The 23309-nt window shown below is 67.4% G+C and carries 19 protein-coding genes and 1 tRNA gene; 7 read left to right on the top strand and 13 right to left on the bottom strand.

Annotated features, from left to right (window positions below; all coding sequences use genetic code 11):
• Positions 1-73: 73 nt before the first annotated feature.
• On the bottom strand, positions 74-1453 hold the full coding sequence (gene cysS / locus C4S70_RS01150) for a cysteine--tRNA ligase (protein WP_104006268.1): 1380 nt from the start codon (positions 1451-1453) through the stop codon (positions 74-76).
• A 273-nt stretch (positions 1454-1726) separates the two neighbouring features.
• On the opposite strand from cysS, the gene C4S70_RS01145 reads away from it, so the two are divergent.
• Positions 1727-2926: a pyridoxal phosphate-dependent aminotransferase gene (locus C4S70_RS01145; RefSeq protein WP_104006267.1), complete on the top strand. Its 1200-nt coding sequence runs from the start codon at positions 1727-1729 to the stop codon at positions 2924-2926.
• Here C4S70_RS01145 and C4S70_RS01140 read toward each other — a convergent pair.
• The gene (locus C4S70_RS01140; protein ID WP_104006266.1) at positions 2916-3431 is read right to left on the bottom strand and encodes an outer membrane protein; all 516 of its coding nucleotides are present in this window, start codon (positions 3429-3431) and stop codon (positions 2916-2918) included. The genes C4S70_RS01145 and C4S70_RS01140 overlap by 11 nt on opposite strands.
• 374 nt (positions 3432-3805) lie before the next feature.
• Between C4S70_RS01140 and C4S70_RS01130 the strand changes: the two genes are divergently transcribed.
• Complete coding sequence (locus C4S70_RS01130; RefSeq protein ID WP_104006264.1) at positions 3806-5350, top strand: trimethylamine methyltransferase family protein; 1545 nt, start codon at positions 3806-3808, stop codon at positions 5348-5350.
• A 363-nt stretch (positions 5351-5713) separates the two neighbouring features.
• Here the strand turns inward: C4S70_RS01130 and C4S70_RS01125 are convergent, their stop codons facing one another.
• From C4S70_RS01125 to C4S70_RS01105, 5 genes are all read right to left on the bottom strand, one after another.
• On the bottom strand, positions 5714-9397 hold the full coding sequence (locus tag C4S70_RS01125) for a vitamin B12-dependent ribonucleotide reductase (RefSeq protein ID WP_104006263.1): 3684 nt from the start codon (positions 9395-9397) through the stop codon (positions 5714-5716).
• A 622-nt stretch (positions 9398-10019) separates the two neighbouring features.
• Positions 10020-10811, bottom strand: a complete 792-nt coding sequence (locus C4S70_RS01120) for a hypothetical protein (protein ID WP_104006262.1) — start codon at positions 10809-10811, stop codon at positions 10020-10022.
• On the bottom strand, positions 10805-11629 hold the full coding sequence (locus C4S70_RS01115; protein ID WP_104006261.1) for a sulfite exporter TauE/SafE family protein: 825 nt from the start codon (positions 11627-11629) through the stop codon (positions 10805-10807). The genes C4S70_RS01120 and C4S70_RS01115 overlap by 7 nt, the downstream gene beginning before the upstream one ends.
• 32 nt (positions 11630-11661) lie before the next feature.
• Positions 11662-12672, bottom strand: coding sequence for a tRNA dihydrouridine(20/20a) synthase DusA (gene dusA, locus C4S70_RS01110; RefSeq protein WP_104006260.1), 1011 nt, complete (start codon positions 12670-12672; stop codon positions 11662-11664).
• A gap of 139 nt (positions 12673-12811) precedes the next feature.
• Positions 12812-12888, bottom strand: a tRNA-His gene (locus tag C4S70_RS01105).
• Between the two features lie 153 nt (positions 12889-13041).
• Between C4S70_RS01105 and C4S70_RS01100 the strand changes: the two genes are divergently transcribed.
• Complete coding sequence (locus C4S70_RS01100) at positions 13042-13242, top strand: DUF6324 family protein (RefSeq protein WP_104006259.1); 201 nt, start codon at positions 13042-13044, stop codon at positions 13240-13242.
• A gap of 3 nt (positions 13243-13245) precedes the next feature.
• Here C4S70_RS01100 and C4S70_RS01095 read toward each other — a convergent pair whose 3' ends face one another.
• The 4 genes from C4S70_RS01095 to C4S70_RS01080 form a co-directional block, all read right to left on the bottom strand.
• Positions 13246-13707: an MmcB family DNA repair protein gene (locus tag C4S70_RS01095; protein ID WP_104006258.1), complete on the bottom strand. Its 462-nt coding sequence runs from the start codon at positions 13705-13707 to the stop codon at positions 13246-13248.
• 347 nt (positions 13708-14054) lie between these two features.
• Positions 14055-14372, bottom strand: a complete 318-nt coding sequence (locus C4S70_RS01090; protein WP_104006257.1) for a hypothetical protein — start codon at positions 14370-14372, stop codon at positions 14055-14057.
• A 121-nt stretch (positions 14373-14493) separates the two neighbouring features.
• Positions 14494-15570, bottom strand: a complete 1077-nt coding sequence (locus C4S70_RS01085; RefSeq protein WP_104006256.1) for a DUF6902 family protein — start codon at positions 15568-15570, stop codon at positions 14494-14496.
• A gap of 64 nt (positions 15571-15634) precedes the next feature.
• The gene (locus tag C4S70_RS01080) at positions 15635-16006 is read right to left on the bottom strand and encodes a DUF6749 family protein (protein WP_146064163.1); all 372 of its coding nucleotides are present in this window, start codon (positions 16004-16006) and stop codon (positions 15635-15637) included.
• A gap of 366 nt (positions 16007-16372) precedes the next feature.
• On the opposite strand from C4S70_RS01080, the gene xth reads away from it, so the two are divergent.
• Positions 16373-17152 (top strand): exodeoxyribonuclease III, encoded by a 780-nt coding sequence (gene xth / locus C4S70_RS01075; protein ID WP_104006254.1) that lies wholly within the window; start codon positions 16373-16375, stop codon positions 17150-17152.
• 21 nt (positions 17153-17173) lie between these two features.
• On the opposite strand, the gene C4S70_RS01070 is transcribed toward xth, so the two are convergent.
• Both C4S70_RS01070 and C4S70_RS01065 read right to left on the bottom strand, forming a co-directional pair.
• Positions 17174-17863, bottom strand: a complete 690-nt coding sequence (locus C4S70_RS01070; protein WP_104006253.1) for a M48 family metallopeptidase — start codon at positions 17861-17863, stop codon at positions 17174-17176.
• 91 nt (positions 17864-17954) lie between these two features.
• Complete coding sequence (locus C4S70_RS01065; RefSeq protein WP_104006252.1) at positions 17955-18542, bottom strand: riboflavin synthase; 588 nt, start codon at positions 18540-18542, stop codon at positions 17955-17957.
• Between the two features lie 194 nt (positions 18543-18736).
• Between C4S70_RS01065 and C4S70_RS01060 the strand changes: the two genes are divergently transcribed.
• From C4S70_RS01060 to C4S70_RS01050, 3 genes are all read left to right on the top strand, one after another.
• The gene (locus C4S70_RS01060) at positions 18737-20029 is read left to right on the top strand and encodes a capsule biosynthesis protein (protein ID WP_104006251.1); all 1293 of its coding nucleotides are present in this window, start codon (positions 18737-18739) and stop codon (positions 20027-20029) included.
• A 95-nt stretch (positions 20030-20124) separates the two neighbouring features.
• Positions 20125-21258, top strand: coding sequence for a polysaccharide biosynthesis/export family protein (locus C4S70_RS01055; RefSeq protein ID WP_104006250.1), 1134 nt, complete (start codon positions 20125-20127; stop codon positions 21256-21258).
• On the top strand, positions 21255-23261 hold the full coding sequence (locus C4S70_RS01050) for a capsular polysaccharide biosynthesis protein (protein ID WP_235003632.1): 2007 nt from the start codon (positions 21255-21257) through the stop codon (positions 23259-23261). Before C4S70_RS01055 ends, C4S70_RS01050 begins: the two co-directional genes overlap by 4 nt.
• The last annotated feature ends 48 nt before the right edge of the window (positions 23262-23309 follow it).

Genomic DNA, 23309 nt, shown 5'->3' with positions numbered 1-23309 from the left:
CCGCCCCCCCACGGGGCGGGCGCTTCCCGCCCACCCCGCGCAGGCCGGGCGCAACCTGAGGCTGAACCGCTGATCATTCCACCGCCTCCAGCTTCGACGGATCGAACCCCGCGCCAGGCACCAGTTCGACGCCATCCTTGCTCATCCGCACCTCGACGCCCGCGGCGATCAGCGCCGCCTTCATCCGGTCCACTTCGGAAAAGTCCTTCGTTTCCATCGCCGAGGCGCGCAACTCGGAAAGCCGCGCGGCATGAGCGGACAGGTCCACGTTCGCCGTTGCCCACGCCCCCGTCTCTTCGCCCAGCAGCCCAAGCAGCGCGGCAGATGCCTTCAGCCCCGCCGCATCGCCCGCATTCGCCAGCCGGTGCAGTTCGGAGATCGCGCCGGGAGTGTTCAGATCGTCGGCCAGCGCCGCCACCACCGCCGGGTCCGGCGCCTCCGCCGGCGTTACCCCCTCGGCCATCGCGCGCCAGCGGCGCAGCACCGCCTCGGCCTCGCGCGCCTTCTTCTCGGTCCAGTCCATCGGTTTGCGGTAATGGGTGGAGAGGAACACGAACCGGATCACCTCGCCCGGCACGCCCCGCTCCAGCAGGTCATGCACGGTGAAGAAGTTGCCCAGGGATTTGGACATCTTTCGCCCCTCGACCTGCAGCATCTCGTTGTGCAGCCATACCTGCGCAAAGCACTGCTGGCCCTGGGGCGCAGGATGGGCGCAGCAGCTTTGCGCGATCTCGTTTTCGTGATGGGGAAACATCAGGTCGTTGCCGCCGCCGTGGATGTCGAACCGATCACCCAGCAGCTCATGGCTCATCGCCGAACATTCGATATGCCAACCCGGCCGCCCGCGACCCCAGGGGCTGTCCCAGCCCGGCTGGTCCGGCGCAGACGGCTTCCACAGCACGAAATCCATCGGGTTGCGCTTGTAGGGCGCGACCTCGACACGGGCACCGGCGATCATGTCCTCCACCGACCGGCCCGAAAGTTGGCCGTATTCGCTGTAGCTCTCCACCGCGAACAGCACATGCCCTTCGGCCGCATAGGCGTGGCCGCGGGCAATCAGCGTCTCGATCATGTCGATCATCTGGGGGATGTATTGCGTGGCGCGCGGCATGGCGTCGGGCTCCAGCGCCCCGAGCGCCCCCATGTCGTCAAGAAACCACTGGGTCGTCTCGGAGGTGATCCGGTCGATCGGACGGCCGGTTTGCTCGGACCGCGCGATGATCTTGTCGTCCACGTCGGTGAAATTGCGCACGTAAGTCACGTGATCGGGCCCATAGACATGCCGCAGCAGACGGTAGAGCACGTCGAACACCACCACGGGGCGCGCATTGCCCAGATGCGCCCGGTCATAGACCGTGGGGCCGCAGACATACATCCGCACGTTGTTCGGGTCGAGCGGGCGGAACTCTTCCTTCCGGCGGGTGCGCGTGTTGGTCAGCCTGATCGTCGTCATCGCAAATTCGTCCCCAAGGTCCTTTCGACCGCCATTCCGGCGCTGGCCGCGGGCTTAGCAATTCCGTTCAGGGAAGAAAACGAAGGAAACCGGCCCGCCGAGCGTTTCAGCAGGGAATGCAGCCGATAATGATGCGGATCCGGTTCATGGGCGCTGCCTTAGCACGCGGCCGCCCCCGCGCCAAGAGCAAAGCCGGACAGCGCGGCGTCGAGATTGACGAATCGGATCCGCTCTGCCCCTGTCGCGCGAAACGGATCTTCGCGCGAGGCCGACATGGAACTTTCACACCGCATCACGCATCTGACCGGCGGCGGCTCGGACGGGTGGGACGTGTTCTATCGCGCGCGACGGATGATCGCGGCGGGCGAGTGCGTCACCGAACTGACCATCGGCGAACACGACATCCGCACCCATCCCGCGATTCTGGATGCGATGCACGCGGCGGCGAAGGCGGGGCACACCGGCTATGCCATGGTGCCGGGGAGCGACTCCTTGCGCGACGCGGTGGCCGCGCGGGTGCAGGCGCGCACCGGCGTGCCGACCACGCGCGACAACGTGCTGGTCACCCCCGGCGGTCAGGCCGCGCTCTTTGCCGCGCATCACGCGGTCTGCGACGAAGGGGACACGGCGCTCTATATCGACCCCTATTATGCCACCTATCCCGGCACGATCCGCGGCGTCGGCGCACTGCCACGCCCGGTGATGGCGCGGCCCGAAAACGCGTTCCAGCCGGACCCGGCCGAGATCGACGCCGCCGCCGAGGGCGCGACATCGTTGCTCATCAACAGCCCCAACAACCCCACCGGCGTGGTCTATTCCCGCCGGACGATCGACGGCATCGCGCAGGTCTGCCGCGATCGCGATCTGTGGCTGATCTCGGACGAGGTCTATGACACCCAGGTGTGGGAAGGCGAACATATCTCCCCCCGCGCCCTGCCCGGCATGACGGCGCGCACGCTGGTGGTGGGATCCATGTCCAAGTCGCATGCCATGACCGGGTCGCGCTGTGGCTGGATCGTCGGGCCGGACGAGGCGATCGCCCATCTGATCACGCTGGCCACGCACACCACCTATGGCGTGCCGGGCTATATCCAGGATGCCGCCGTCTTTGCGCTGGAACAGGGCGCGCCGCTCGAGGAAGAGGTCGCGGCCCCCTTCCGCCGCCGCCGGGCGCTGGCGCGGGAAATCCTTGCCGCCCAGAACACGGTGGTTCCGGTGCCGTCGCAGGGGGCGATGTATCTGATGCTGGACATCCGCGAAACGGGGCTGGACGGGGAAGGCTTTGCCAACGCGCTGCTGGATGCGCACCGCATCGCGGTGATGCCGGGCGAGAGTTTCGGGGCGGCGGCCGCCGGTCATGTCCGCGTGGCGATGACCATCGACGACGACGCCTTTGGCCGGGCGCTGAGGACGCTGTGCGACTTTGCGGCCGGGCTTGCGGGATCCCGACCCCCCACCAAGCTCAGAACCTGAAGGAGGCGCGCAGCGAAAGGCTGTTGGTGTCGAGATCGAGGCCTAGCCCGTCGATCCGGCCAAAGTCGTGGTGGAGGCCCTCGCCGCTCAGGACGAAACCATTGCCCAGATCGATCGCAAGGCCCAGGCCGACCACGCCTCCCGTCTCGTGTCCCGCCGACGTGTCGAGACGCGCGCCACCCGCCACGAGATATCCCAGCGCCGACCCGAAATCGCGGCCCGCGCGCAGCTTGATCCGGTCGGTGCGATCGACCTTCAGCGCGCCCGCGCCAAGGGTGGCGCCGGATGGCACGGTTTCAAGCTCGGCCCCGAAAAGACCTCTGCCGACCGTCAGGCCATAGCCCAGATGCAGCCCGTAGGACGTGTTCCGACCGCTCAGAATGGTCCCGCCGGAGAATTCATCCCGTCCAAGGCCAATCCCGGCATAGGCGCCGGTCCAGTCCTGCGCCGATGCGGCAACGGCAGACGCCGCCAGAATGGCAAAGCCGATCAGGATTCTTTTCATCGCGCCCCCTTTCCGGGGGGATGTTCAGCCGACAGAAGACGGCGGCGGACATCTCCTCGAACATTCGCAACGGTATGCCCTTGTTTGTAAATTTTCCGTTTTTCCGCGCCATCTGGCAACCGCCAATCCCGCTTTGTGCGAATTTTTCCGAAGTTGTCGGTTTTCGGAAACAGGTCGCAAACGGGACAGATTCGTCGCTCCGTTCCTGCCAACGCAATGGGAAAACGCGCAGGACGGACATGCACGGCGAACAGTGGAAAATCTCGCTTGTCAGCCGCACCATCGGTGCGGATCGCGGGCGCGCGGCGCGGGGGCGGCCGTCTGCGTTCTGATCTCCTGACCCTCTCACCAAGATCAGAACGGACCCGGAATCAATGACTGCACAAACCCGATCTTCTTCGCGCAGCGGCGGCCGCTCGGCCCGTCGCGCCGCCCGCGCCGCCGCCCTTCCCGACCATCTGCGCCCGGTACGCCCCGGATTGGAGGGCGGACAATACAGGCCGCTCGGCCAGCAGGACATGGAACGCATCCACGCCGCGGCGCTGGACGCGCTGGAGCGCATCGGCTTGGCCGACGCCCCCGAAAGCGGGGTGGCGCATCTGACCGGGGCGGGCTGCACGCTGGGCGAGGATGGCCGCATCCGCTTTCCCCGCGCACTGGTCGAGGACATGCTGGCCAAGGCGAACCGGCAGGTGGTGCTGCACGGGCGCGAGCCCCGGCACGACCTGATCCTGTCGGGCACGCGCGTGCATTACGGCACGGCGGGCGCGGCGGTGCACATGGTCGATGTCGAGGGCCGCGAATATCGCGACAGCACCCTGCAGGATCTGCATGACGCGGCCCGGATCACCGACCGGCTGGACAACATCCATTTCCTGCAGCGCCCGATGGTTGCCCGCGACATCGCCGACAACCGCGAGATGGACCTGAACACCATCTACGCCTGCTGTGCGGGCACCACCAAGCATGTGGGCACGTCGTTTTCGCATCCCGACCATGTGGCCGACGCGCTGGAGATGCTGCACATGATCGCCGGAGGAGAGGACAAGTGGCGCGAACGCCCCTTCGTCAGCAATTCCAACTGTTTCGTCGTGCCGCCGATGAAATTCGCAACCGAAAGCTGCGAGGTGATGGAACGCTGCATCGAAGGCGGCATGCCGGTGCTGCTCTTGTCCGCCGGCATGGCGGGGGCCACGGCGCCTTCGACCATTGCCGGGGCAATCGTGCAGGCGGTGGCCGAATGTCTTGCGGGGCTGGTTTACGTCAATGCCGTAAGCCCCGGGCACCCGGCGGTTTTCGGCACCTGGCCCTTCGGGCTGGACCTGCGCACCGGGGCGATGACCGGGGGTTCGGGCGAGCAGGCGCTGCTGACCGCGGGCTGCGCGCAGATGCACCATTTCTATGGCCTGCCCGGCGGCGCGGCGGCGGGGATCGCCGATTCCAAGCTGCCCGACATGCAGGCGGGGTGGGAGCAGATGTGTTCCAACGTGATGGCCGGGCTTGCGGGGCTGAACATGGTCTACGAGGCGGCAGGGATGCATGCGTCGCTTCTGGGGTTCTGCCATGAAAGCCTGATCCTGGGCGACGACATGATCGGACAGGCGCTGCGCTGCGTGCGCGGGATCGAGGTGACCGACGAAACGCTGGCCGTGGACCAGATCGCCGAGGTCTGCCTGGGCGGCGCGGGGCATTACCTGGGCACGTCGCAGACGCTGAGCCGCATGCAGGCCGATCACGTCTATCCCGCGCTGGGCGACCGCAGCTCGCCCAAGGAATGGGCGGAGAAGGACAAGCCGGACCTGGTTCAACGGGCCGTGGCGCGCAAGGAGGAAATCCTGGCCGAGCGCGCCGCCGCGCGGTTCGATCCGGCCACGGATGCGACGATTCGGGCGCGGTTCCGAATTCATCTGCCCGCCTGATCGTTCCCCTGATCGCGGGGGCGCCGCCCCCGCACCCCCGGGGTATTTGAGACCAGAAAGAAGCAGGACCGGTTCGACCCGCAGCCGCGCGGCGCGCGGCAGTGGCCGAGAAAAAATGGGGGGCGGTGCGCCCCCCGTTTCCAGTTTCGCCATCCAGGCTCAGTTCGTTGACTGCCCGATGCTTCTGCCTGCGACCTGGATGCCGCTGGGGCGGGCGCACCCGCCCCGTGTCAGAGTGGGAGGAGCGTATGACCGTCCCACCCATCGGTGCGGAAAAGGCGGATGGGGCCGCCTTTCCCCGGTTCGTCGGGGCCGAGTGACCGAAGGCCCCCGCGCCCCTGCGCGCCAGATGGCGCGGTTCGCTCAGCTGCAGCCCGTGGTGGCGCCGCAGGTGTTGCACTTCATGCAGGTGCCGTTGCGCACCAGCGTGTAGTTGCCGCATTCGCCGCAGGGGTCGCCTTCGTAGCCCTGCATCCGCGCCTTGGTGCGGGCGTCCGGACCGGCGGTTCCGGCCACCATCGCTGTGACCGAGGTGGCGGCCTCGATCGTCGCCGCGCCGGTTTCCGGCACCAGCGTGCGCAGCGCGGCCGAGGCGTCGGCGCCGATATCAAGCGCCGTGGCCCCCGCGCCCTGGCCGCCGCCGTTCAGAACGACCAGTTCCTGCGGCAGGCGCTTGCGCAGATAGCCGGTGGAGCTGATCTGCTTGAGCACCTCCAGCGAGCGGGTCGCGGCGGCGTCCGACATCTCCTTGATGTTCGACACGCCTTCCTTTTCGCCCTGCCCCAGGTCGTCGAAGGTCGCGCCCTGCGGTTTGACATGGGCCAGATCGGTACGGTCGAGATAGCTCACCGCCAGTTCCCGGAAAACGTAGTCGAGGATCGAGGTGGCGTTCTTGATGCTGTCATTGCCCTGCACCATGCCCGCCGGTTCGAACTTGGTGAAGGTGAACGCATCGACGAATTCCTCGAGCGGGACGCCGTATTGCAGGCCCACCGACACCGCGATGGCGAAGTTGTTCATCATCGCGCGGAAACCCGCGCCCTCCTTGTGCATGTCGATGAAGATCTCGCCCAGCCGCCCGTCTTCGTATTCGCCGGTGCGCAGATAGACCTTGTGCCCGCCGACCACGGCCTTCTGGGTGTAGCCCTTGCGACGATGCGGCAGCTTTTCGCGGTGGGCGCGGATGATTTCCTTGACCACCACCTTTTCCACGACCTTCTCGGCGAGCGTCGCCGCCTTTTCCTGGGGGCTGCCGCTTTCCAGCGTCTCGGCCGCATCGTCGTCATCCTCGACCAGAGCGGCGGCCAGCGGCTGGCTGAGCTTGGAGCCGTCGCGGTAGAGCGCATTGGCCTTCACCCCCAGCGACCAGCTGAGTTCATAGGCCTTCTGACAGTCCTCGATGGTGGCCGAATTGGGCATGTTGATCGTCTTGGAGATCGCCCCCGAGATGAAGCTTTGCGCCGCCGCCATCATGCGGATGTGGCTTTCGACCGACAGGAACCGCTTTCCCTTCTTGCCGCAGGGGTTGGCGCAGTCGAACACGGGGTAGTGTTCGGGCTTCAGATGCGGCGCGCCCTCGAGCGTCATGGTTCCGCAGACGTGGTCGTTGGCCGCCTCGATGTCGGCGCGGGAAAAACCCAGATGCCGCAGCAGGTCGAAGGTCGGGTCGTTGAGATCCTCGGCCGGGATCTTCAGCACGTTGCGGCAGAATTCCTCGCCCAGCGTCCACTGGTTGAACACGAAGCGGATGTCGAAGGCCTGCGCCAGTGCTGCGTCCACCTTGGCGATCTCGTTGGGGCCGAACCCCTTGGCCGCAAGCGTGGTAGGGTTGATCCCCGGCGCGTTTCCGATCGTGCCGTGACCCACCGCATAGGCGATGATTTCCTCGATCTCGGCAGAGGAATAGCCGAGCTTCTCAAGCGCCGCGGGGACCGAGCGGTTGATGATCTTGAAGTAGCCGCCGCCGGCGAGCTTCTTGAACTTGACCAGCGCAAAGTCCGGCTCGATCCCCGTGGTGTCGCAGTCCATCACCAGCCCGATCGTGCCGGTGGGGGCGATCACGCTGACCTGCGCGTTGCGATAGCCGTGCTTCTCACCCAGCGCCAGCGCCTCGTCCCAGGCGGAAATGGCCAGCAGCACCAGCTTCGGGTCGGGGCAGTTGACGTGATCCAGCGGCACCGGCTTGACCGACAGGCCCTCATAGCCCTCGCTGTTGCCATGGGCCGCGTTGCGGTGGTTGCGGATCACCCGCAGCATGTGGTCGCGGTTCTTGTCGAACCGGGCGAAGGCGCCCAGCTCTCCGGCGATCTCGGCGCTGGTGGCATAGGCCACGCCGGTCAGGATCGCAGTCAGCGCGCCGCAGAGCGCGCGGCCTTCGTCGCTGTCATAGCCGATCCCGAGGTTCATCAGCAGCCCGCCGATATTGGCGTAACCCAGTCCCAGCGTGCGGAAGTCGTAGGACAGCCGCGCGATCTCCTTGCTGGGGAACTGCGCCATCATCACGCTGATTTCCAAGGTCAGCGTCCACAGACGCGTGGCGTGCATGTAGTCCTCGGCCTGGAACGCCCCGTCACGCAGGAAGGTCAGCAGGTTCATCGAGGCCAGGTTGCAGGCGGTGTCGTCCAGGAACATGTATTCCGAACAGGGGTTCGAGCCGCGGATCGGCCCGTCGGCGGGGCAGGTATGCCATTCGTTCACCGTGTCGTGGAACTGGATCCCCGGATCGGCGCAGGCCCAGGCGGCGTGCCCGATCTGGTCCCACAGGTCGCGGGCGCGCACTACCTTGGCCACCTTGCCGTCGGTGCGGTTGACGAGCTCCCAGTCGGCATCCTTCTTCACCGCCTCGAGAAAGGCGTTGGTCACCCGGATCGAGTTGTTGGAGTTCTGCCCCGACACGGTGTTGTAGGCCTCCGAATCCCAGTCCGTGTCGTAGGTGGGAAATTCGATGCCCGTATGACCCTGCCTTGCATAGTCGAGAACCCGCTTGATGTAGGTCTCGGGGATCATGTTGCGCTTGGCGTCGCGGATCGCGTCCTTGAGCGCGGCGTTCTTCGCCGGGTCACAGGCGTCCGCTTGCGCTCCGTCCCACTGCCCGATGGCCTTGAAGATGGCGTTCAGCTTCTTTTCGTGCATCTTCGAGCCGGCGACGAGGCTTGCCACCTTCTGCTCTTCCAGCACCTTCCAGTTGATGAACTCCTCGATGTCCGGATGGTCGGCATCGACGATCACCATCTTCGCTGCTCGACGGGTGGTCCCGCCCGATTTGATCGCACCGGCAGCCCGGTCGCCGATCTTGAGAAAGCCCATCAGCCCCGAGGACTTGCCCCCGCCCGAGAGCTTCTCTCCCTCGGCGCGCAAGGACGAAAAGTTGGTGCCGGTGCCCGAGCCGTATTTGAACAGCCGCGCCTCGCGCACCCACAGGTCCATGATGCCGCCATCGTTCACCAGATCGTCCTGCACCGACTGGATGAAGCAGGCATGCGGCTGGGGGTGTTCATAGGCCGATTTCGACTTGACCAGCTTGCCGGTCTTGTAATCGACATAATGGTGGCCCTGGCTGGGTCCGTCGATGCCATAGGCCCAGTGCAGGCCGGTGTTGAACCATTGCGGGCTGTTCGGCGCGGCCATCTGCGCGGCCAGCATGTAGCGCATTTCGTCGTAATAGGCCCGCGCATCCTCTTCGGTGGTGAAATAGCCGCCCTTCCAGCCCCAATAGGCCCAGGCGCCCGCCAGACGGTCAAAGACCTGCTTGGCCGAGGTTTCGCCCCCGGTTTCCACGTCGTCGCCATCGGCAACCGACCGCCAAAGGAATTCCGGCACGTCCGTTTCGGGCACCTTTTTCAGGCGCGCGGGCACACCCGCCTTGCGGAAATATTTCTGCGCGATGACGTCACAGGCGACCTGGCTCCAACCCGCGGGCACCTCGATCTCGTCCAGCTTGAACACGATCGACCCGTCCGGGTTGCGAATCTCCGAACTGGTGGTGGTGAACGCGATGTCCGCGTAGGCGTCCTGGCCTGCCTTGGTAAAACGTCTTTCGATCTTCATTTCCGCTGCCTCTGTCCCAGCCGTTCCTTATGGGCCTTCGCCCCCCGAAAGTTCGGGGGATCGCGCCCCCGCTGCCGTTGGACGAAAGGACAAACCCTCCCCGCGCGGCACATCCGCTCGTGCCACCGCTCCGGCCGGATGGCCGCGTCTGGCGATGTCGTTCCTTGCGCCCTGCTGTCGCCCTGGATTTGATACCAGATTTAGTGGTCGATCAGCCGACAGCCACAATCTGACGTATGGCACCATAGAAGGTCAACGAAATTTTTAGACCTTTGCGCGGGAATTTTGGGTTGACGCGGAAGGCACGCGATTCCCCCCAAAAGTCCCTGATTCATCCACATCACAATCCACAGCCCGGCCACGACCCGGCTACGGCGCGAAAATTAAAATTACCTTTTATAATAAACTTATTAGCAGCCCTTGCCGCGCGCCCAGCCGCGCGAAAACATGCACATGCAACATCTGTTCGCCGGGGCGGCGCTACCGTCTTTCCCCGTGTCGCGGCGGTCACAGCGCGGCGAATCGGCCTGCCCGACGGCACGGACGCGACTCGGTCGCCCCTGCCCCCGGCACACAAGATATGGTGGTCAGCGAGACCGGTGATCCCGAGGCCACAGGCGGCTCAGCCGACTTGACCCAGCCAGTCGCGAACCGGGCCCGTCCAGGGCGGACGGAAATAGGCGATCACGCGCCCGTCCGCGGGCGCGCGGGCGCCGTCCTGCCACGGTGCGATCCCGTGCAGCGCCAGCGGATGCAAAAGATACGCCTCGCCCGGCCCCGCATGCAGGACGACGCGCGTGCAGCGCTCGAAGACCTCGCGGCGGGCGGCCGCGTAGGCTTCGGTCACGTCCACCCGGCCCCAGTCGCGGGGATCGTGCCCGGCCAGCGCCTCGGCCAGCCGCGCCCGCATGATCCGGTGGCTGCCGTCCCAGACCACCAGCGGCGCCGCGCCCGGATCGGTTTCGGTCAGCGGCAGGCCCAGGATCCAGGCATGCGGCTCTTCGATTCGCCGCCGCCGGTCGGGGCCGGTCGCCTTGATCCCGTCCACATGCGCCGCGTCCCGCCGCAGCCGATAGCGGAAGGCCGACTCGCTTTCGCCCTCGCGCGGTCGGGGATAGCCGGGATGGACCGCCGATACCTGCCCCCGGTGCAGCGGCGGCAGCCCGCCCAGATGGGCCCGGATGAAGTCCACCGCCGGCCCGCCCAGCGGGGCCGAGCCCTCCACCCTGCCTCGCGGGTCGTTCTCCAGCGCATCGACGCCGACGAACCATGTGTCTTCGCAGACATGCCAGCGGGCAAAGGCCGGATCGCGCGCCGCCCGCGCCGCGCGCGCCCGCGCCCGCGCGGCCCAGTCCGCCACCCCCGCGTCATGCGGGAACCGGACCCAGCCGCGCGTGGCAAGCGGCTCTACCATCCCAGCGCCTTGCGCAGCATGTTGAGCGCAACCAGCGTCAGGAACACCGCGAATACCCGGCGCAGCGGCTTGGGGTCCATCGCATGCGCGAGCTTCACCCCCAGCGGCGCGGTCATCATGGTCATGGCGATGACGATGCCGAAGGCCACCAGATTCACCGCGCCCACGGTCAGCGGCGGACGCTGCGCCGGGTCGATCTGGTAGAGCAGGAAGCCCGCGACCGACGGCACCGCGATGATCACGCCGAACCCGGCCGCGGTGGCCACGGCGCGGTGGATCGGCGTGTTGTAGAGCGTCATCAGCGGCACCCCGAAACTGCCCCCGCCGATCCCCATCAGCACCGACAGGAACCCTACCAGCGGCGACAGGATCACCCGGCGGATGCCGCGCGGCATGGCCTCGCCCAGCCGCCATTCCGACCGGCCAAAGCCCAGATACAGCCCGATCACGATGCCCAGGCACCCGAACACCGCCTGCAGCGTCACCGAGCGCAGCGACGCCGCCACCATCACGCCGATCACTGCGCCCACGGCAATCCCCGGCCCCCAGCCGCGCAGGATCTCCCAGTCCACCGCGCCGCGCCGGTTATGCGCCAGCACCGACCGCACCGAGGTCACGATGATCGTCGCCAGCGAGGTCGCCAGACACATCTGCATCAGCTGCGGCCCGCCATAGCCGAGTGTTTGGAAGGCATAGAAGAAGGCCGGCACCAGCACGATGCCGCCGCCCACGCCCAGAAGCCCAGCCAGCACTCCGGCAAAGGCGCCGATGACCATCAGCATCAGCCCCATCTGCGCCAGCAGCATCATGTCCGGCATGTGAAATCTCCCCGATCGCCTGCGCGGCTTGCTTACACCGCGCGGCGGGCCTCGGCCAGAGGCGCGACATGGGCCAGCGCCTCCTCGACCAGCTCGGGCCCGGCGCCGGGGCGATGGGCGCCCTCGGACAGCACCCGCCGCCACATCCGCGCGCCGGGGCGGCCGGCGAACAGCCCCAGCATGTGCCGCGTCACCTGATGCAGCGCGCCGCCGGCGGACAGGTGCGATTCGATATAGGGCAGCATGTCACGCGCCACGCGCACCGGATCGGCCGCCTCGCCCGTGCCCCAGATCTCGGGATCGGCCGCGGCAAGGATGTCGGCCGGCGCGTGATAGGCCGCGCGCCCGATCATCACCCCGTCGAGCCCCTCATCAAGAAACGCGCGGGCCTGCTCCAGCGACACGATGCCCCCATTGACCGAAACATGCAGCCCCGGAAACGCCGCCTTCATGTCCAGCACGATATCGTAGTCCAGCGGCGGCACATCGCGGTTCTCCTTCGGGCTCAGCCCCTGCAGCCAGGCCTTGCGGGCATGGATGGTGACGCGCTCGCATCCGGCGCCCGCGATGGCCTCGACGAATCGCGGCAGCACCTCGCGCGGCTCCTGCTGGTCCACCCCGATCCGGCACTTGACCGTGACCTCGACCGAGACCGCCGCGCGCATGGCGGCGACGCAATCGGCCACCAGTTCGGGCGATTTCATCAGCACCGCGCCGAAGGCCCCCGACTGCACCCGGTCCGACGGGCAGCCGCAATTGAGGTTGATCTCGTCATAGCCTGCCTCTTCGCCGATCCGCGCGGCCTGCGCCAGTTCCTCGGGATCCGACCCGCCAAGCTGCAGGGCGACGGGATGTTCTTCGGGGCTGTGATCGAGCAGATGCAGCGCACCGCCCCGCACCAGCGCCGGCGCGGTCACCATCTCGGTATAGAGCAGCGCCTCGCGGCTGAGCAGCCGGTGCAGATACCGGCAATGGCGGTCCGTCCAGTCCATCATCGGGGCGACGGACAGTCTTGCGCTTCGGTTCAGGGCGTCCTTGGCCACGGGTGCTCCGCCTTGTTCAGTTGCCGCAACGCGCCCCGATGGCCGGCATCGGTCCGCGCGTCCGAGCTACGGGTTTACCGCGCCGGGTGCCCGGCGGCAATCGCGGCGGCGCGTCGGCTTGGGATGGCTCGGCCTGGGATGGTACCGCCTCCCCGGCTCGAACGGGGGACCTCTGGATCCACAATCCAGCGCTCTAACCAACTGAGCTAAGGCGGCACTTGGGGGGCCGTGTAGCCAACACCGCAGGCGATTGCAAGCGGATAAAACGCTCCCGTCCGAAGGAATGCGGCGCATCCCGATCATCCCGCGCCTGCTTGATTTCGCCGCCTTCACCGGGTAGCACGAGCGCCGCAGTGAACGGAGGCCGGCATGGGCATCAACACCGAACGCGACATCGAGGCGAATCTCCAGATCGGCCCGACCGACCGCGGCATGGTCCGCCTGTTCATCGAGGCCGACGGCGTCGAGATCCCGATGGATTTCGACCCCGAAGAAGCCGACGAGATCGCCGAGGAGATCCGCGCCGCGGCGCAGGCCGCCCGCGCGGTGGGTCAGCCCAGGAAAAAGTAGCGCCTATCCCTCGTCCCCGCTGTCGTCGAACAGCGCCGCGCCCGGATCGCGCAGCGCCTGCAACCTGCGCGCGGCGTGCGTGGCGAATTTCTGGATCATGGCCTTGCGGCGGGCGGGCGGCAGCTTGTCCTCGGGCGCCATGCGGATGATCTCGGCATCATAGGCGTCCGAAATGATGAGGCCGGTGTCCGGCGGCAGCAGGTCGGTCGGAAAGTCCACGTCAACCGCCCAGAAATAGCGGTCGCACCAGTCCAGATAGCCCTGCCACTTGGCATCCGACAGAAAATCGGCGCGGCTGGATTTGCATTCGATCACCCACAGCTCGCCCTTCGGACCCAACGCCATGACATCCACCCGCAGCCCCCGCGCGGGAACGAATTCCTCGACCGAGACGAACCCCAGGCCCCGCAGGTGCCGGGACACCCCGCGGGCGAGCTTCTGGCCGGGTTGCAGATCCAGTGTCATGCGGAAACTGTGAACAATCGGTGAACAAAAATCAACCCGATCACCCCTGTCCACGCGGGCACGGCCGGCGCGGCACCCCAATCATGACGCGGTAGACGGAAAAAGCGGCGGGACCACCAGGCAACCGTGCGGTTATGATTCCCGAGGACCTGTATGTACAGGTGGGCGCCGGGTAATCAGGCCAAGACCTGAACAGAGCCAGCTCCCTCGGAATTGTTTAAGGCCACTGGAATGCAACCTGTCACGCGAAGGGCAGAACCCGCCGCCGTCCATTTAGGCATGGCGCGCGTGCCGGGCAAGTCCCAACCTCGTGATCGGATGCGCGACCTGCGGTTGCCGGAACGCGGTCAGCGGCGGTCCTGTCCGCGCGGCGCGGCCGCCTCGGCCCGGACCGGGCGCAGCCGCCAGACCGCCGGCAGACCGCCGCGCGGGCCGTGATCCTCGCGTTCGGCCAGGGACATCACCGCCCAGGCGAACTGAACGCCGGCAAAGACGATGCCGTGCGCAAACCACAGCACGCCCACCGCCAGCACCCCCGCATCCGAGGTGGTGACCAAGTGCCAGAGGTTCATCACGTTGAGCCACAACAGCACCGCGACGAAGATCGCGGCAACCAGATAGCCGATGAGAACATTCTTGATGTAAAGTTTGACAAGCTCGGGCATGGCTTCCTCCAATGCGGAAAGGTTAGCACATGCCACCGCGCCGTCCAGGAAAATGTGCAGGATTCGGAATGTTCGGCGCATTGGTCGCACCCGGCCGCCCGGCACTGGCGCCGGCGCGGGCTCAGAGCGCACCCCCCCGCAGCCCCGTCCGGGCAAAGCCGGAGAAGAATTCGGCAAACCGGGTGCTGCTGGCCTCGGCCGCCGCCAGAACCTGCTGCCCGGTTTCGGTCACAGCATCGAACACCAGCGGCCGCATCGTCTCCCAGTCGTCGCTGCGCGCGTCATCCAGACGGAACATGCACTGCGAAACCTCGCGCAGCGGCCCGGCCGACGGCGCGGGGCGGTGAAAGGACATCCGGTCCCGCGTCATCGCCTGAACGAAGTTCGGCCGCCCGGACACGGCCATCGCCCAATTGCAGACCAGGAATTCGTGATACTCGTCCCCCGTATCCGCCCGCGCCCCGGACAGCACCGCAAAGCGCCGGGTTTCCTGCTCCAGCCAGTCCTCCCAGATCGACGAGGGCGCGATCCCCGCATGACGCATGGCCACGCAGATCTCGGCCAGCAGATCGACGTTCTGATCGAGAAAGGCAAGGATGCCGGCGAATTCCAGGCTCTTGGCCGCAGCCGCCGACAGGCCCGGATCGCGCCGGCCGTATTCGCTCAGGTAGAACACGATATGGGTCAGCTCATAGGCCGCCTTCTTGTTCGGCATGGCAAAGGTTTCGCTGCGATCCATGAAGAGCCGAAGCCGATCCTCCAGCCCGGCATCCTCGGGCAGCGGGTCGATTCCGCGCCGCAACATCAGCCGCCGCGCCTCGGCCCTTTGCAGATCGGACAGTTCCGCATCCGCCAGCCCCTCGCGCGCGGCCCAGCGGCACAGCGCCTCGCCCTTGTCGCCCGGCATGCCCAGATCCTCCAGATCCAGGCAGATCGACAGAAAGAATCGGTAATACTGGGGAAAGAACCCCAGCCGCCGCTCGATATCCGCATAGAAACCTTCATGCGGGGCCAGGGCATCCGGGCCGAGATCCAGCCCGGTGCATTCCAGAATGTTCAGCAGTTCGGCGTTTTCCTTCAGCCAGAAGACATCGTCGCCGAACCGGCGGTGGCGGGCAAAGCTTTCGACCAGCGCGGCGCGGCGCGCGGGCGCGCCCAGCCGCCGGGACGGGACGTTCAGAGCAATGACATTCGACATCCGTTTTCTCCTTTTCCCGAATGGCGTTCTCGGAACGCCCCGTCTCTGCGTCGCCGTGGCTGCCTCAGCCCTTGGTGCGAGCCAGACCCGAGGAGAACATCTGCGTTCCCTCGCCCGCCGTCACATCGCCCCGCGCAACCGGCGCCAGACCCGAGGAGAACATCTGCGTCCCCTCGCCCGCCGTCACATCGCCCCGCGCAACCGGCGCCAGGCCCGAGGAGAACATCTGCGTCCCCTCGCCCGCCGTCACATCGCCCCGCGCAACCGGCGCCAAGCCCGAGGAGAACATCTGCGTGGCATCCCCCATCAGCGCGTCGCTTCCACCGCAGGCGAGCCCCGAAGAGAACATCGAAGTCGCGTCCCCGTCATGGATGGAACCACCACCAGTAGTGGCAACGATGGCTTCGATGTCATACACTTTGTGTTGAGCGTTCATGGCAGACTTCCCTTTTCCCAAGTTGATTGCCCTTTCACGCTCGCACTTTTTACGGGTGTTTCAAGATTTTTTTCGCCTTAAACGGGAAGTTTCCGCAGTTGTCCACATCAAAAACGAGCCGCAAAAATTTGAGATACAACCATAAGGAGAGACTCCGCAAAGCCCGAAAAAAATTATCCACAGCGGCGCTCGAAACCGGAAAATCGGTTCCATCGCGCCCCGCGCGACGGCGAATCGCTCACGCCCGCAACCTGTCCCGCCACCGGGATTCGGCCTCTGATTCCCGCGCCCACGCGCTTGCCCCGGCCGTGTTCACCTGCGATAGATCGGCCCCGAGACCCCGGCCCGAACCTCACGGAGAGCCCAATGAAGATCGCCACCTTCAACATCAACGGGATCAAGGCCCGCGCCGCGGCGCTGTGCGACTGGCTGGACGCGGCGAAGCCCGAGGTCGTCCTGCTGCAGGAAATCAAGTCGGTTGACGCCAATTTCCCGCGCGAGCTGTTCGAGGACCGGGGCTACAACGTGGAAACCCACGGGCAGAAGAGCTTCAACGGCGTGGCGATCCTGTCCAAACTGCCGCTCGAGGACGTCTCGCGCGGGCTGCCCGGCGACGATGGCGACGATCAGGCCCGCTGGATCGAGGCGACGGTGGTGGGCAAGACCGCGCTTCGGCTGTGCGGCCTCTACCTGCCCAACGGCAACCCGGCGCCGGGGCCGAAATACGACTACAAATTGGCCTGGATGGAGCGCCTCCACGATCGCGCGCGCGCCCTGCTCGCCGCCGAAGAGGCCGCGCTGATCGCCGGCGACTACAACGTGATCCCCCAGCCCGAGGACGCCGCCCGGCCCGAGGCCTGGGAAAAGGACGCGCTATATCTGCCGCAAAGCCGCGCCGCCTTTCGGCGCATCCTCAATCTCGGGCTGACCGACGCCTTCCGCGCGCGCCATCCCGAGCCGGGGCACTATTCCTTCTGGGACTATCAGGCCGGCGCATGGCAAAGAAACGACGGGATCCTGATCGATCACATCCTGCTGACGCCGCAGGCGGCGGACCTGCTGAAGGATTCCGGCATCGACGCGCATGTGCGCGGCGGCGAAAAGCCCTCGGATCACGTCCCGGTCTGGGCCGAACTGGATCTGTGACCGCCGCGCGGGGGCCCGCGGTCAGCCGCGCCGGTCCCAGCGCGCCTCGAGCTTCTCGAGCGCGGCGATCCGGTCGGCGGTCCTGGGGTGGCTCATCAGCCAGGCCGGCGCAACGCCGGCGCGCGACTCGGTCAGCGCCTCCAGCTTGGCCAGCAGCGTCTTTTGCGGCCCGACGCCGATCCCCGCCTTGGCCAACAGAGCGGCGGCATATTCGTCGGCCTCGTATTCGTCCGACCGTGACAGCCCCGCCGCCAGAAGCGATGCGACCAGCGATGCGATCCATGCCCCGACGAACGGGATGAAGCGGCCCAGCACCATCATCAGCGCCGTGCGCACCGCGTTCTGCCCGGAAAAGTCGATCATTCGCCGCCGCGCATGACCCAGCGCCACATGCCCCAGCTCATGCGCGATCACGCTGGCCATCTCCTCGGCCGTGACCTCGCCGGCGCGGAACTTGCGATAGAAGCCGCGGGTGATGAAGATCCGGCCATCCGGCGCGGCCAGACCGTTCACCGGGTCGATTTCGTAGATATGGACAGGGATCCGCCGCACCCCCAGCGCCCGCGCCAGCCGGTCCGTCACCGCCCGCAGCTCCGGGTCGGCCAGTTCGGTGGAGCGCGCGTCCAGCTCGCGATTTGTCCGCCAGACCGAGAACCGGTAGGCGATCAGCGCATAGGCAATGGCCAGAAGGATCGGAGCGACGCGGATCATGGGTGAAACATGGGGCCTTGGGACGGCTCAGGCAAGCGCGCCCCCCTCGGCCCGGCAGGCGCCACGCCGGGTGTCACCGTCTCAGCCCGTCTCAGCCCGTCTCGGCCAGCCGCGCGACATAGCGCGCCAGCGTGTCGATCTCCAGATTCACCCGGTCGCCGACCTTCGCCTCGCCCCAGGTGGTCGCCTCCTTGGTGTGCGGTATCAGGTTCACGCCGAACCTGTCGCCTTCGACCTCGTTCACCGTCAGCGAAGTGCCGTTCAGCGCCACCGACCCCTTGGGCGCGATGAACCGGGCCAGTTCGTGCGGCGCGCGCAGGGTGACGCGGGTGCTGTCGCCTTCGTCCTGCAGCCCGATCACCTCGGCCACGCCGTCCACATGGCCGGACACGATGTGCCCGCCCAGTTCGTCCCCGACTCGCAGGGCACGTTCCAGGTTCACTCGCCGGCCCACGGTCCAGTCGCCCAGATTGGTCCTGTCCAGCGTCTCGGCGCTGATCTGGACGTCATACCACCCCTCGCCCAGGGCGATCACGGTGAGGCACACGCCGTCGCTGGCGATCGAGGCGCCGATGTCGATCGTCGCGATGTCATAGCTTGTGGCGATCCGCGCCCGCAGATCCCCTTTCCGCTCCAGTTCGGTGACGGTGCCGATATCGGTGATGATCCCGGTGAACATGCGCGTCTTCCTCCTGCCTTGGGTCCCCCGTCAGGTAACCCCGGCGCGGTCGCGGGGCAACCCCCCGTCCCCCCGCGTCCCCCCGCCGGCCCGCCTCGCCGTCCCGCTTGCGGCTGCGCCCCCCATCGGCCATAGTTTCGCCCAACCGAACGGTTAGGGTGCGCGACATGCCATTGTGGCGAAGAGGAGACGCGATGACGCAGAACGCCGCATCCGGGCGCCTGTTACTGTTCCTGCAGGGACCGCACGGGCCGTTCTTTCACGGGCTCGGCCGCATGCTGCGCGCCGCCGGCGCCGAGGTTCTGCGCGTGGGGTTCAACGCGGGCGACGAAGCCTTCTGGCCCGACCGCGCCAGCTATGTTCCCTTTCGCGATCCCCCGGAGGCCTGGCCCGAAACCGTCGCGGCGCTGATGGAGGACCGCGGCGTGACCGATCTGGTGCTCTATGGCGACACCCGGCCGATCCATGCCCAGGCGATCCGGGCCGCCCGCGCGCGCGACATCACCGTGCATGTGTTCGAGGAAGGCTACATGCGCCCCTACTGGGTGACCTACGAACGCGGCGGATCGAACGGAAATTCGCGCCTGATGGAGATGAGCGTGGAGGAGATGCGCGCCGCGCTGGCGCTGTCGGACATGGAGGCGCCGCTGCCGCCCGCGCATTGGGGCGACATGCGCCAGCACATGGTCTACGGCGCGCTCTACCACTGGTTCGTAATGTTCCGGAACGGATCGTATGCCAATTTCCGCCCCCACCGGGCGCTGACCGTGACCCAGGAATTCCGGCTCTACCTGCGCCGGCTGGCGCTGCTGCCGGTCCATGCGGCGGAACGCAAGATCGCCACCTGGCGAGTTCGCAACGGCGGGTTCCCCTATCACCTGGCGCTGTTGCAGCTGGAACATGACAGCAGCTTTCAGGCCCATTCGCCCTTTGCCTCGATGACCGAATTCCTGCAGGTGCTGATCGAGGGCTTTGCCGCCGGCGCCCCGCGCCATCATCACCTTGTCGTCAAGGCCCATCCGCTGGAGGACGGGCGCGCCCCGATCCGGCGCGATCTGGCGCGGCTGGCGCGCGAACACGGGATCGCGCACCGCGTGCACTATGTCCGGGGCGGCAAGCTCGCCCAGCTTCTGAACGAGGCGCGCACGGCGGTCACGGTCAATTCCACCGCGGGCCAGCAGGTGCTGTGGCGCGGCATCCCGATCAAGGTCTTTGGCCGCGCGGTCTATGCCAAGCCGGAATTCGTCTCGGACCAGCCGCTGCCCGAGTTCTTCGCCGCCGCGACCCGCCCCGACAGCCGCGCCTATCGCGATTACAGGCGCTTTCTGCTGGAAACCAGCCAGGTGCCCGGCGGGTTCTACTCGCGCCGGGGGCGGCGGCAATTGCTGCGCCATGTGGTGGACATGATGCTGTCGCCGCTCGACCCCTATGACGCGCTCAAGGCGGGCAAAGCGGCGCCTCGGCAACAGTTGCGCGCGGTGAGCTGACGCGCTGGCTACTCGGCGCTGGATTTTACAACGGGATTCCTGTAGCTTGCCTGAAAAAATCGAGGCAGAACCATACAGGTCGAGGAGACCGAGCAGTGAAATTCGCGTCCATCCCGTGGGCCAAGCCCGTATTCGTCTTGGCGGCGGCCAGCCTATTGGCGGCCTGCACGCTGCCGCGCCTTGGTCCGACCAAGAGCGAAATCTTTTCCGGTTCGGTGCAGAAAGAGGGCGACGCCTTCATCGTCGCCGTCAACGACCGCGTCACCCGCGCAACCGCGGTGGTGCCTGCGCTGGGCTTTTCCAGCAGCTTCACCAATGCCGGCAAGCTCACGCCCGACACGATCCGCCCCGGCGACGTGCTGGGCCTGACCATCTGGGAAAACGTGGATGAAGGTCTGCTGGCCACGGCCGGCACCAACGCCACGCCGCTGGAAGAAGTCCAGGTGGACAGCGAAGGCTTCATCTTCGTACCCTATGCCGGGCGTCTGCGGGCCGCGGGCAACACGCCCGAGCAGCTGCGGGTGATGATCACCGAAAAGCTCCAGGACCAGACCCCCGATCCGCAGGTCGAGGTGCGCCGGCTGGCCGGCGACGGGGCCACGGTGTCGCTGATCGGCACGGTCGGGGCGCAGGGGGTCTATCCGATCGAACGCTCCACCCGCACGCTGTCCACCATGCTGGCGCGCGCCGGCGGCGTCACGATCCGGCCCGAGATCGCGCAGATCACGGTGATCCGCGGCAATCAGCAGGGCCGCGTCTGGTTCCAGGATCTCTACGACAACCCCCAGCTGGACATTGCGCTGCGTTCCGGCGACCGCATCATCGTCGAGGAAGACACCCGCGCCTTTACCGCGCTGGGCGCGACCGGCACCCAGTCGCGCGTGCCCTTCGAGACCCAGGATCTGTCCGCGCTCGAGGCGCTGGCCCAGGTCGGCGGGCTTCTGTCGCTGTCATCGGACCCCACGGGCGTCTTCGTGTTCCGCAACGAACCGGCCGAGATCGCCAACCAGGTGCTGGGACGGACCGACCTTCAGGGCGCGCAGCGGATGGTCTATGTTCTGAACCTGACCGAACCCAACGGCATGTTCCTGGCCCGCGATTTCGTGATCCGGGACGGCGACACGCTCTATGTGACCGAGGCGCCATACGCACAATGGACCAAGTCCCTGTCTCTCATCACCGGCACGCTGACGCCCTTTGCCAGCGTCCAGACCCTGACCGGAGGGTGAGTGACAGCCGCAGCGATGCAACGGCCGGGGGCGCGCGCCCCCGGCTGTTCGTTTTCAACGGCGGCTTCCTTACCCAGCGCCGCATCCGCCGCATCCTCGACCTCGCCGGCTGGCAGATCCGGCTGGGCCTGCCCGGCCCCGGCGATGCGGTCGGCATCTGGGGGGCAAGCCCCACCGCCCGGCGCGGGCTGGCGGTGGCGCGACGACGCAACGCGCAGGTCGTGCGGATCGAGGACGCCTTTCTGCGCTCGCTCCATCCCGGCCGCGCGGGCGAGCCGCCCGTGGGGCTCCTGATCGACCGCGCGGGCGTGCATTTCGACCCGTCGTCCCCGTCCGATTTGGAAACGCTGCTGGCCACCGCGCCGCTGGACGACACCGCGCTTCTGGACCGCGCCCGCGACGCGATCCTGCGCCTGCGCGAAAGCCACCTGTCCAAATATTCCGCCTTTGACCCTGCCGCGCCCGTGCCGGCGCCGGGCTATGTGCTGGTGATCGACCAGACCCGCGGCGACGCCTCGGTTACAGCCAGCGGCGGCGGGCGTGCCCGCTTCCGCGAAATGCTGGTCCATGCGCAGGAGGAAAACCCAGGCGCCCGGGTGTTCATCAAGACCCATCCGGAAACCGCCGCCGGTTTTCGCCCCGGACATTTCGGCCCCGAAGATGCCACAGGCCGCGTCAGCCTGCTGACCGATCCCGTCAGCCCCTGGGCGCTGCTGGAAGGGGCCATAGCGGTCTACACCGTGTCCTCGCAGTTGGGGTTCGAGGCGATCCTCGCCGGCCACCGCCCGCGCGTCTTTGGCCAGCCCTTCTACGCCGGCTGGGGCCTGACGCAGGACGAGGCCCCCCCGCCCCGCCGCAACCGCCGCCTGACCCGCGCGCAGCTCTTCGCGGCGGCGATGATGCTCTACCCGATCTGGTACGACCCGTTCCGCGACGAGCGGTGCGAGCTGGAGCGCGTGCTCGACAATCTCGAGGCCCAGGCCCGCGCCTGGCGCGACGACCACGGCGGCTGGGTGGCCAGCGGCATTCGCCTGTGGAAGCGCCGCCCGATGCAGCGCATGTTCGGCCGGCACGGCGGCATCCGCTTCAGCGACAGCCCGCCGCGCGACACCACCCGCCGGCACATGGTCTGGGCCAGCCGCGCCGGCTCCGCACATGGCGGCGCCGTCCGCGTCGAGGACGGCTTTCTGCGCTCGCGCGGGCTCGGGGCGGAACTGGTGCCGCCGCTGTCGCTGGTGCTGGACGATCTGGGCATCTACTACGACCCCGCGCGCCCGTCCCGGTTGGAACGGCTGATCGCGCGGCGCGAAAATCTGCGCCCCGATCAACGCCGCCGCGCGGAACGCCTTATCGCCACTCTCACGGGGCGCGGGCTGAGCAAATACAATATCGGCGGCGGCCTGCCCGCGCTGCTCCCCGGCCACAAGGTACTGGTGCCCGGACAGGTCGAAGACGACGCCTCCGTCCTCACCGGCGGCGGCCAGATCCGCAACAACGCCGACCTGCTGCGCGCCGTCCGCGCGGCCCGCCCCAACGCGGTGATCGTCTACAAACCCCACCCCGACGTCGAAGCCGGCCTGCGCCCCGGCGCCATCGACGCCGGCGACCTGGCCGACATCGTCGCCCGGGAAGCCGATCCCGCCACGCTCCTCGACCATGTGGACGAGGTCTGGACCATCACCTCGCTACTGGGGTTCGAGGCGCTCCTGCGCCAGCTACCCGTCACCACGCTGGGGGCACCCTTCTATGCCGGCTGGGGTCTGACCACCGACCGCGGCCCCGTCCCCGACCGTCGCCGCGCCCGCCCCGATCTCGCAGGGCTGGTCCATGCAGCCCTCATCGACTACCCGCGCTATCTCGACCCCGTCACCGGCCAGCCCTGCCCGGTCGAAGTCGTCGCCGACCGCCTGGCCGCGGGCCGCATCCCCCGCCCCGGCCCCGCCAACCGCCTCCTGTCCAGGATTCAGGGCCTTCTGGCCAGCCACGCCCGTCTCTGGCGCTGACCCCGCACCCGCGTCGCGCGCGCAAAACCTCCCGCGCCAAGGCCGATC

The sequence above is a fragment of the Jhaorihella thermophila genome, from assembly GCF_900108275.1.
Lineage (GTDB): Bacteria > Pseudomonadota > Alphaproteobacteria > Rhodobacterales > Rhodobacteraceae > Jhaorihella > Jhaorihella thermophila.
This window is presented reverse-complemented; position numbering and strand designations above follow the sequence as displayed.

What these genes read in the sequence shown, in the direction of transcription:
- C4S70_RS01070 (WP_104006253.1), bottom strand. Translation starts at nt 17,863, where the DNA reads ATGATCCGCGTCGCTCCGATCCTTCTGGCCATTGCCTATGCGCTGATC.
- C4S70_RS01120 (WP_104006262.1), bottom strand. Translation starts at nt 10,811, where the DNA reads ATGGTAGAGCCGCTTGCCACGCGCGGCTGGGTCCGGTTCCCGCATGAC.
- C4S70_RS01080 (WP_146064163.1), bottom strand. Translation starts at nt 16,006, where the DNA reads ATGAACGCTCAACACAAAGTGTATGACATCGAAGCCATCGTTGCCACT.
- C4S70_RS01090 (WP_104006257.1), bottom strand. Translation starts at nt 14,372, where the DNA reads ATGCCCGAGCTTGTCAAACTTTACATCAAGAATGTTCTCATCGGCTAT.
- C4S70_RS01145 (WP_104006267.1), top strand. Translation starts at nt 1,727, where the DNA reads ATGGAACTTTCACACCGCATCACGCATCTGACCGGCGGCGGCTCGGAC.
- C4S70_RS01115 (WP_104006261.1), bottom strand. Translation starts at nt 11,629, where the DNA reads ATGCCGGACATGATGCTGCTGGCGCAGATGGGGCTGATGCTGATGGTC.
- C4S70_RS01100 (WP_104006259.1), top strand. Translation starts at nt 13,042, where the DNA reads ATGGGCATCAACACCGAACGCGACATCGAGGCGAATCTCCAGATCGGC.
- C4S70_RS01095 (WP_104006258.1), bottom strand. Translation starts at nt 13,707, where the DNA reads ATGACACTGGATCTGCAACCCGGCCAGAAGCTCGCCCGCGGGGTGTCC.
- C4S70_RS01060 (WP_104006251.1), top strand. Translation starts at nt 18,737, where the DNA reads ATGACGCAGAACGCCGCATCCGGGCGCCTGTTACTGTTCCTGCAGGGA.
- C4S70_RS01125 (WP_104006263.1), bottom strand. Translation starts at nt 9,397, where the DNA reads ATGAAGATCGAAAGACGTTTTACCAAGGCAGGCCAGGACGCCTACGCG.
- C4S70_RS01130 (WP_104006264.1), top strand. Translation starts at nt 3,806, where the DNA reads ATGACTGCACAAACCCGATCTTCTTCGCGCAGCGGCGGCCGCTCGGCC.
- C4S70_RS01065 (WP_104006252.1), bottom strand. Translation starts at nt 18,542, where the DNA reads ATGTTCACCGGGATCATCACCGATATCGGCACCGTCACCGAACTGGAG.
- C4S70_RS01140 (WP_104006266.1), bottom strand. Translation starts at nt 3,431, where the DNA reads ATGAAAAGAATCCTGATCGGCTTTGCCATTCTGGCGGCGTCTGCCGTT.
- cysS (WP_104006268.1), bottom strand. Translation starts at nt 1,453, where the DNA reads ATGACGACGATCAGGCTGACCAACACGCGCACCCGCCGGAAGGAAGAG.
- xth (WP_104006254.1), top strand. Translation starts at nt 16,373, where the DNA reads ATGAAGATCGCCACCTTCAACATCAACGGGATCAAGGCCCGCGCCGCG.
- C4S70_RS01085 (WP_104006256.1), bottom strand. Translation starts at nt 15,570, where the DNA reads ATGTCGAATGTCATTGCTCTGAACGTCCCGTCCCGGCGGCTGGGCGCG.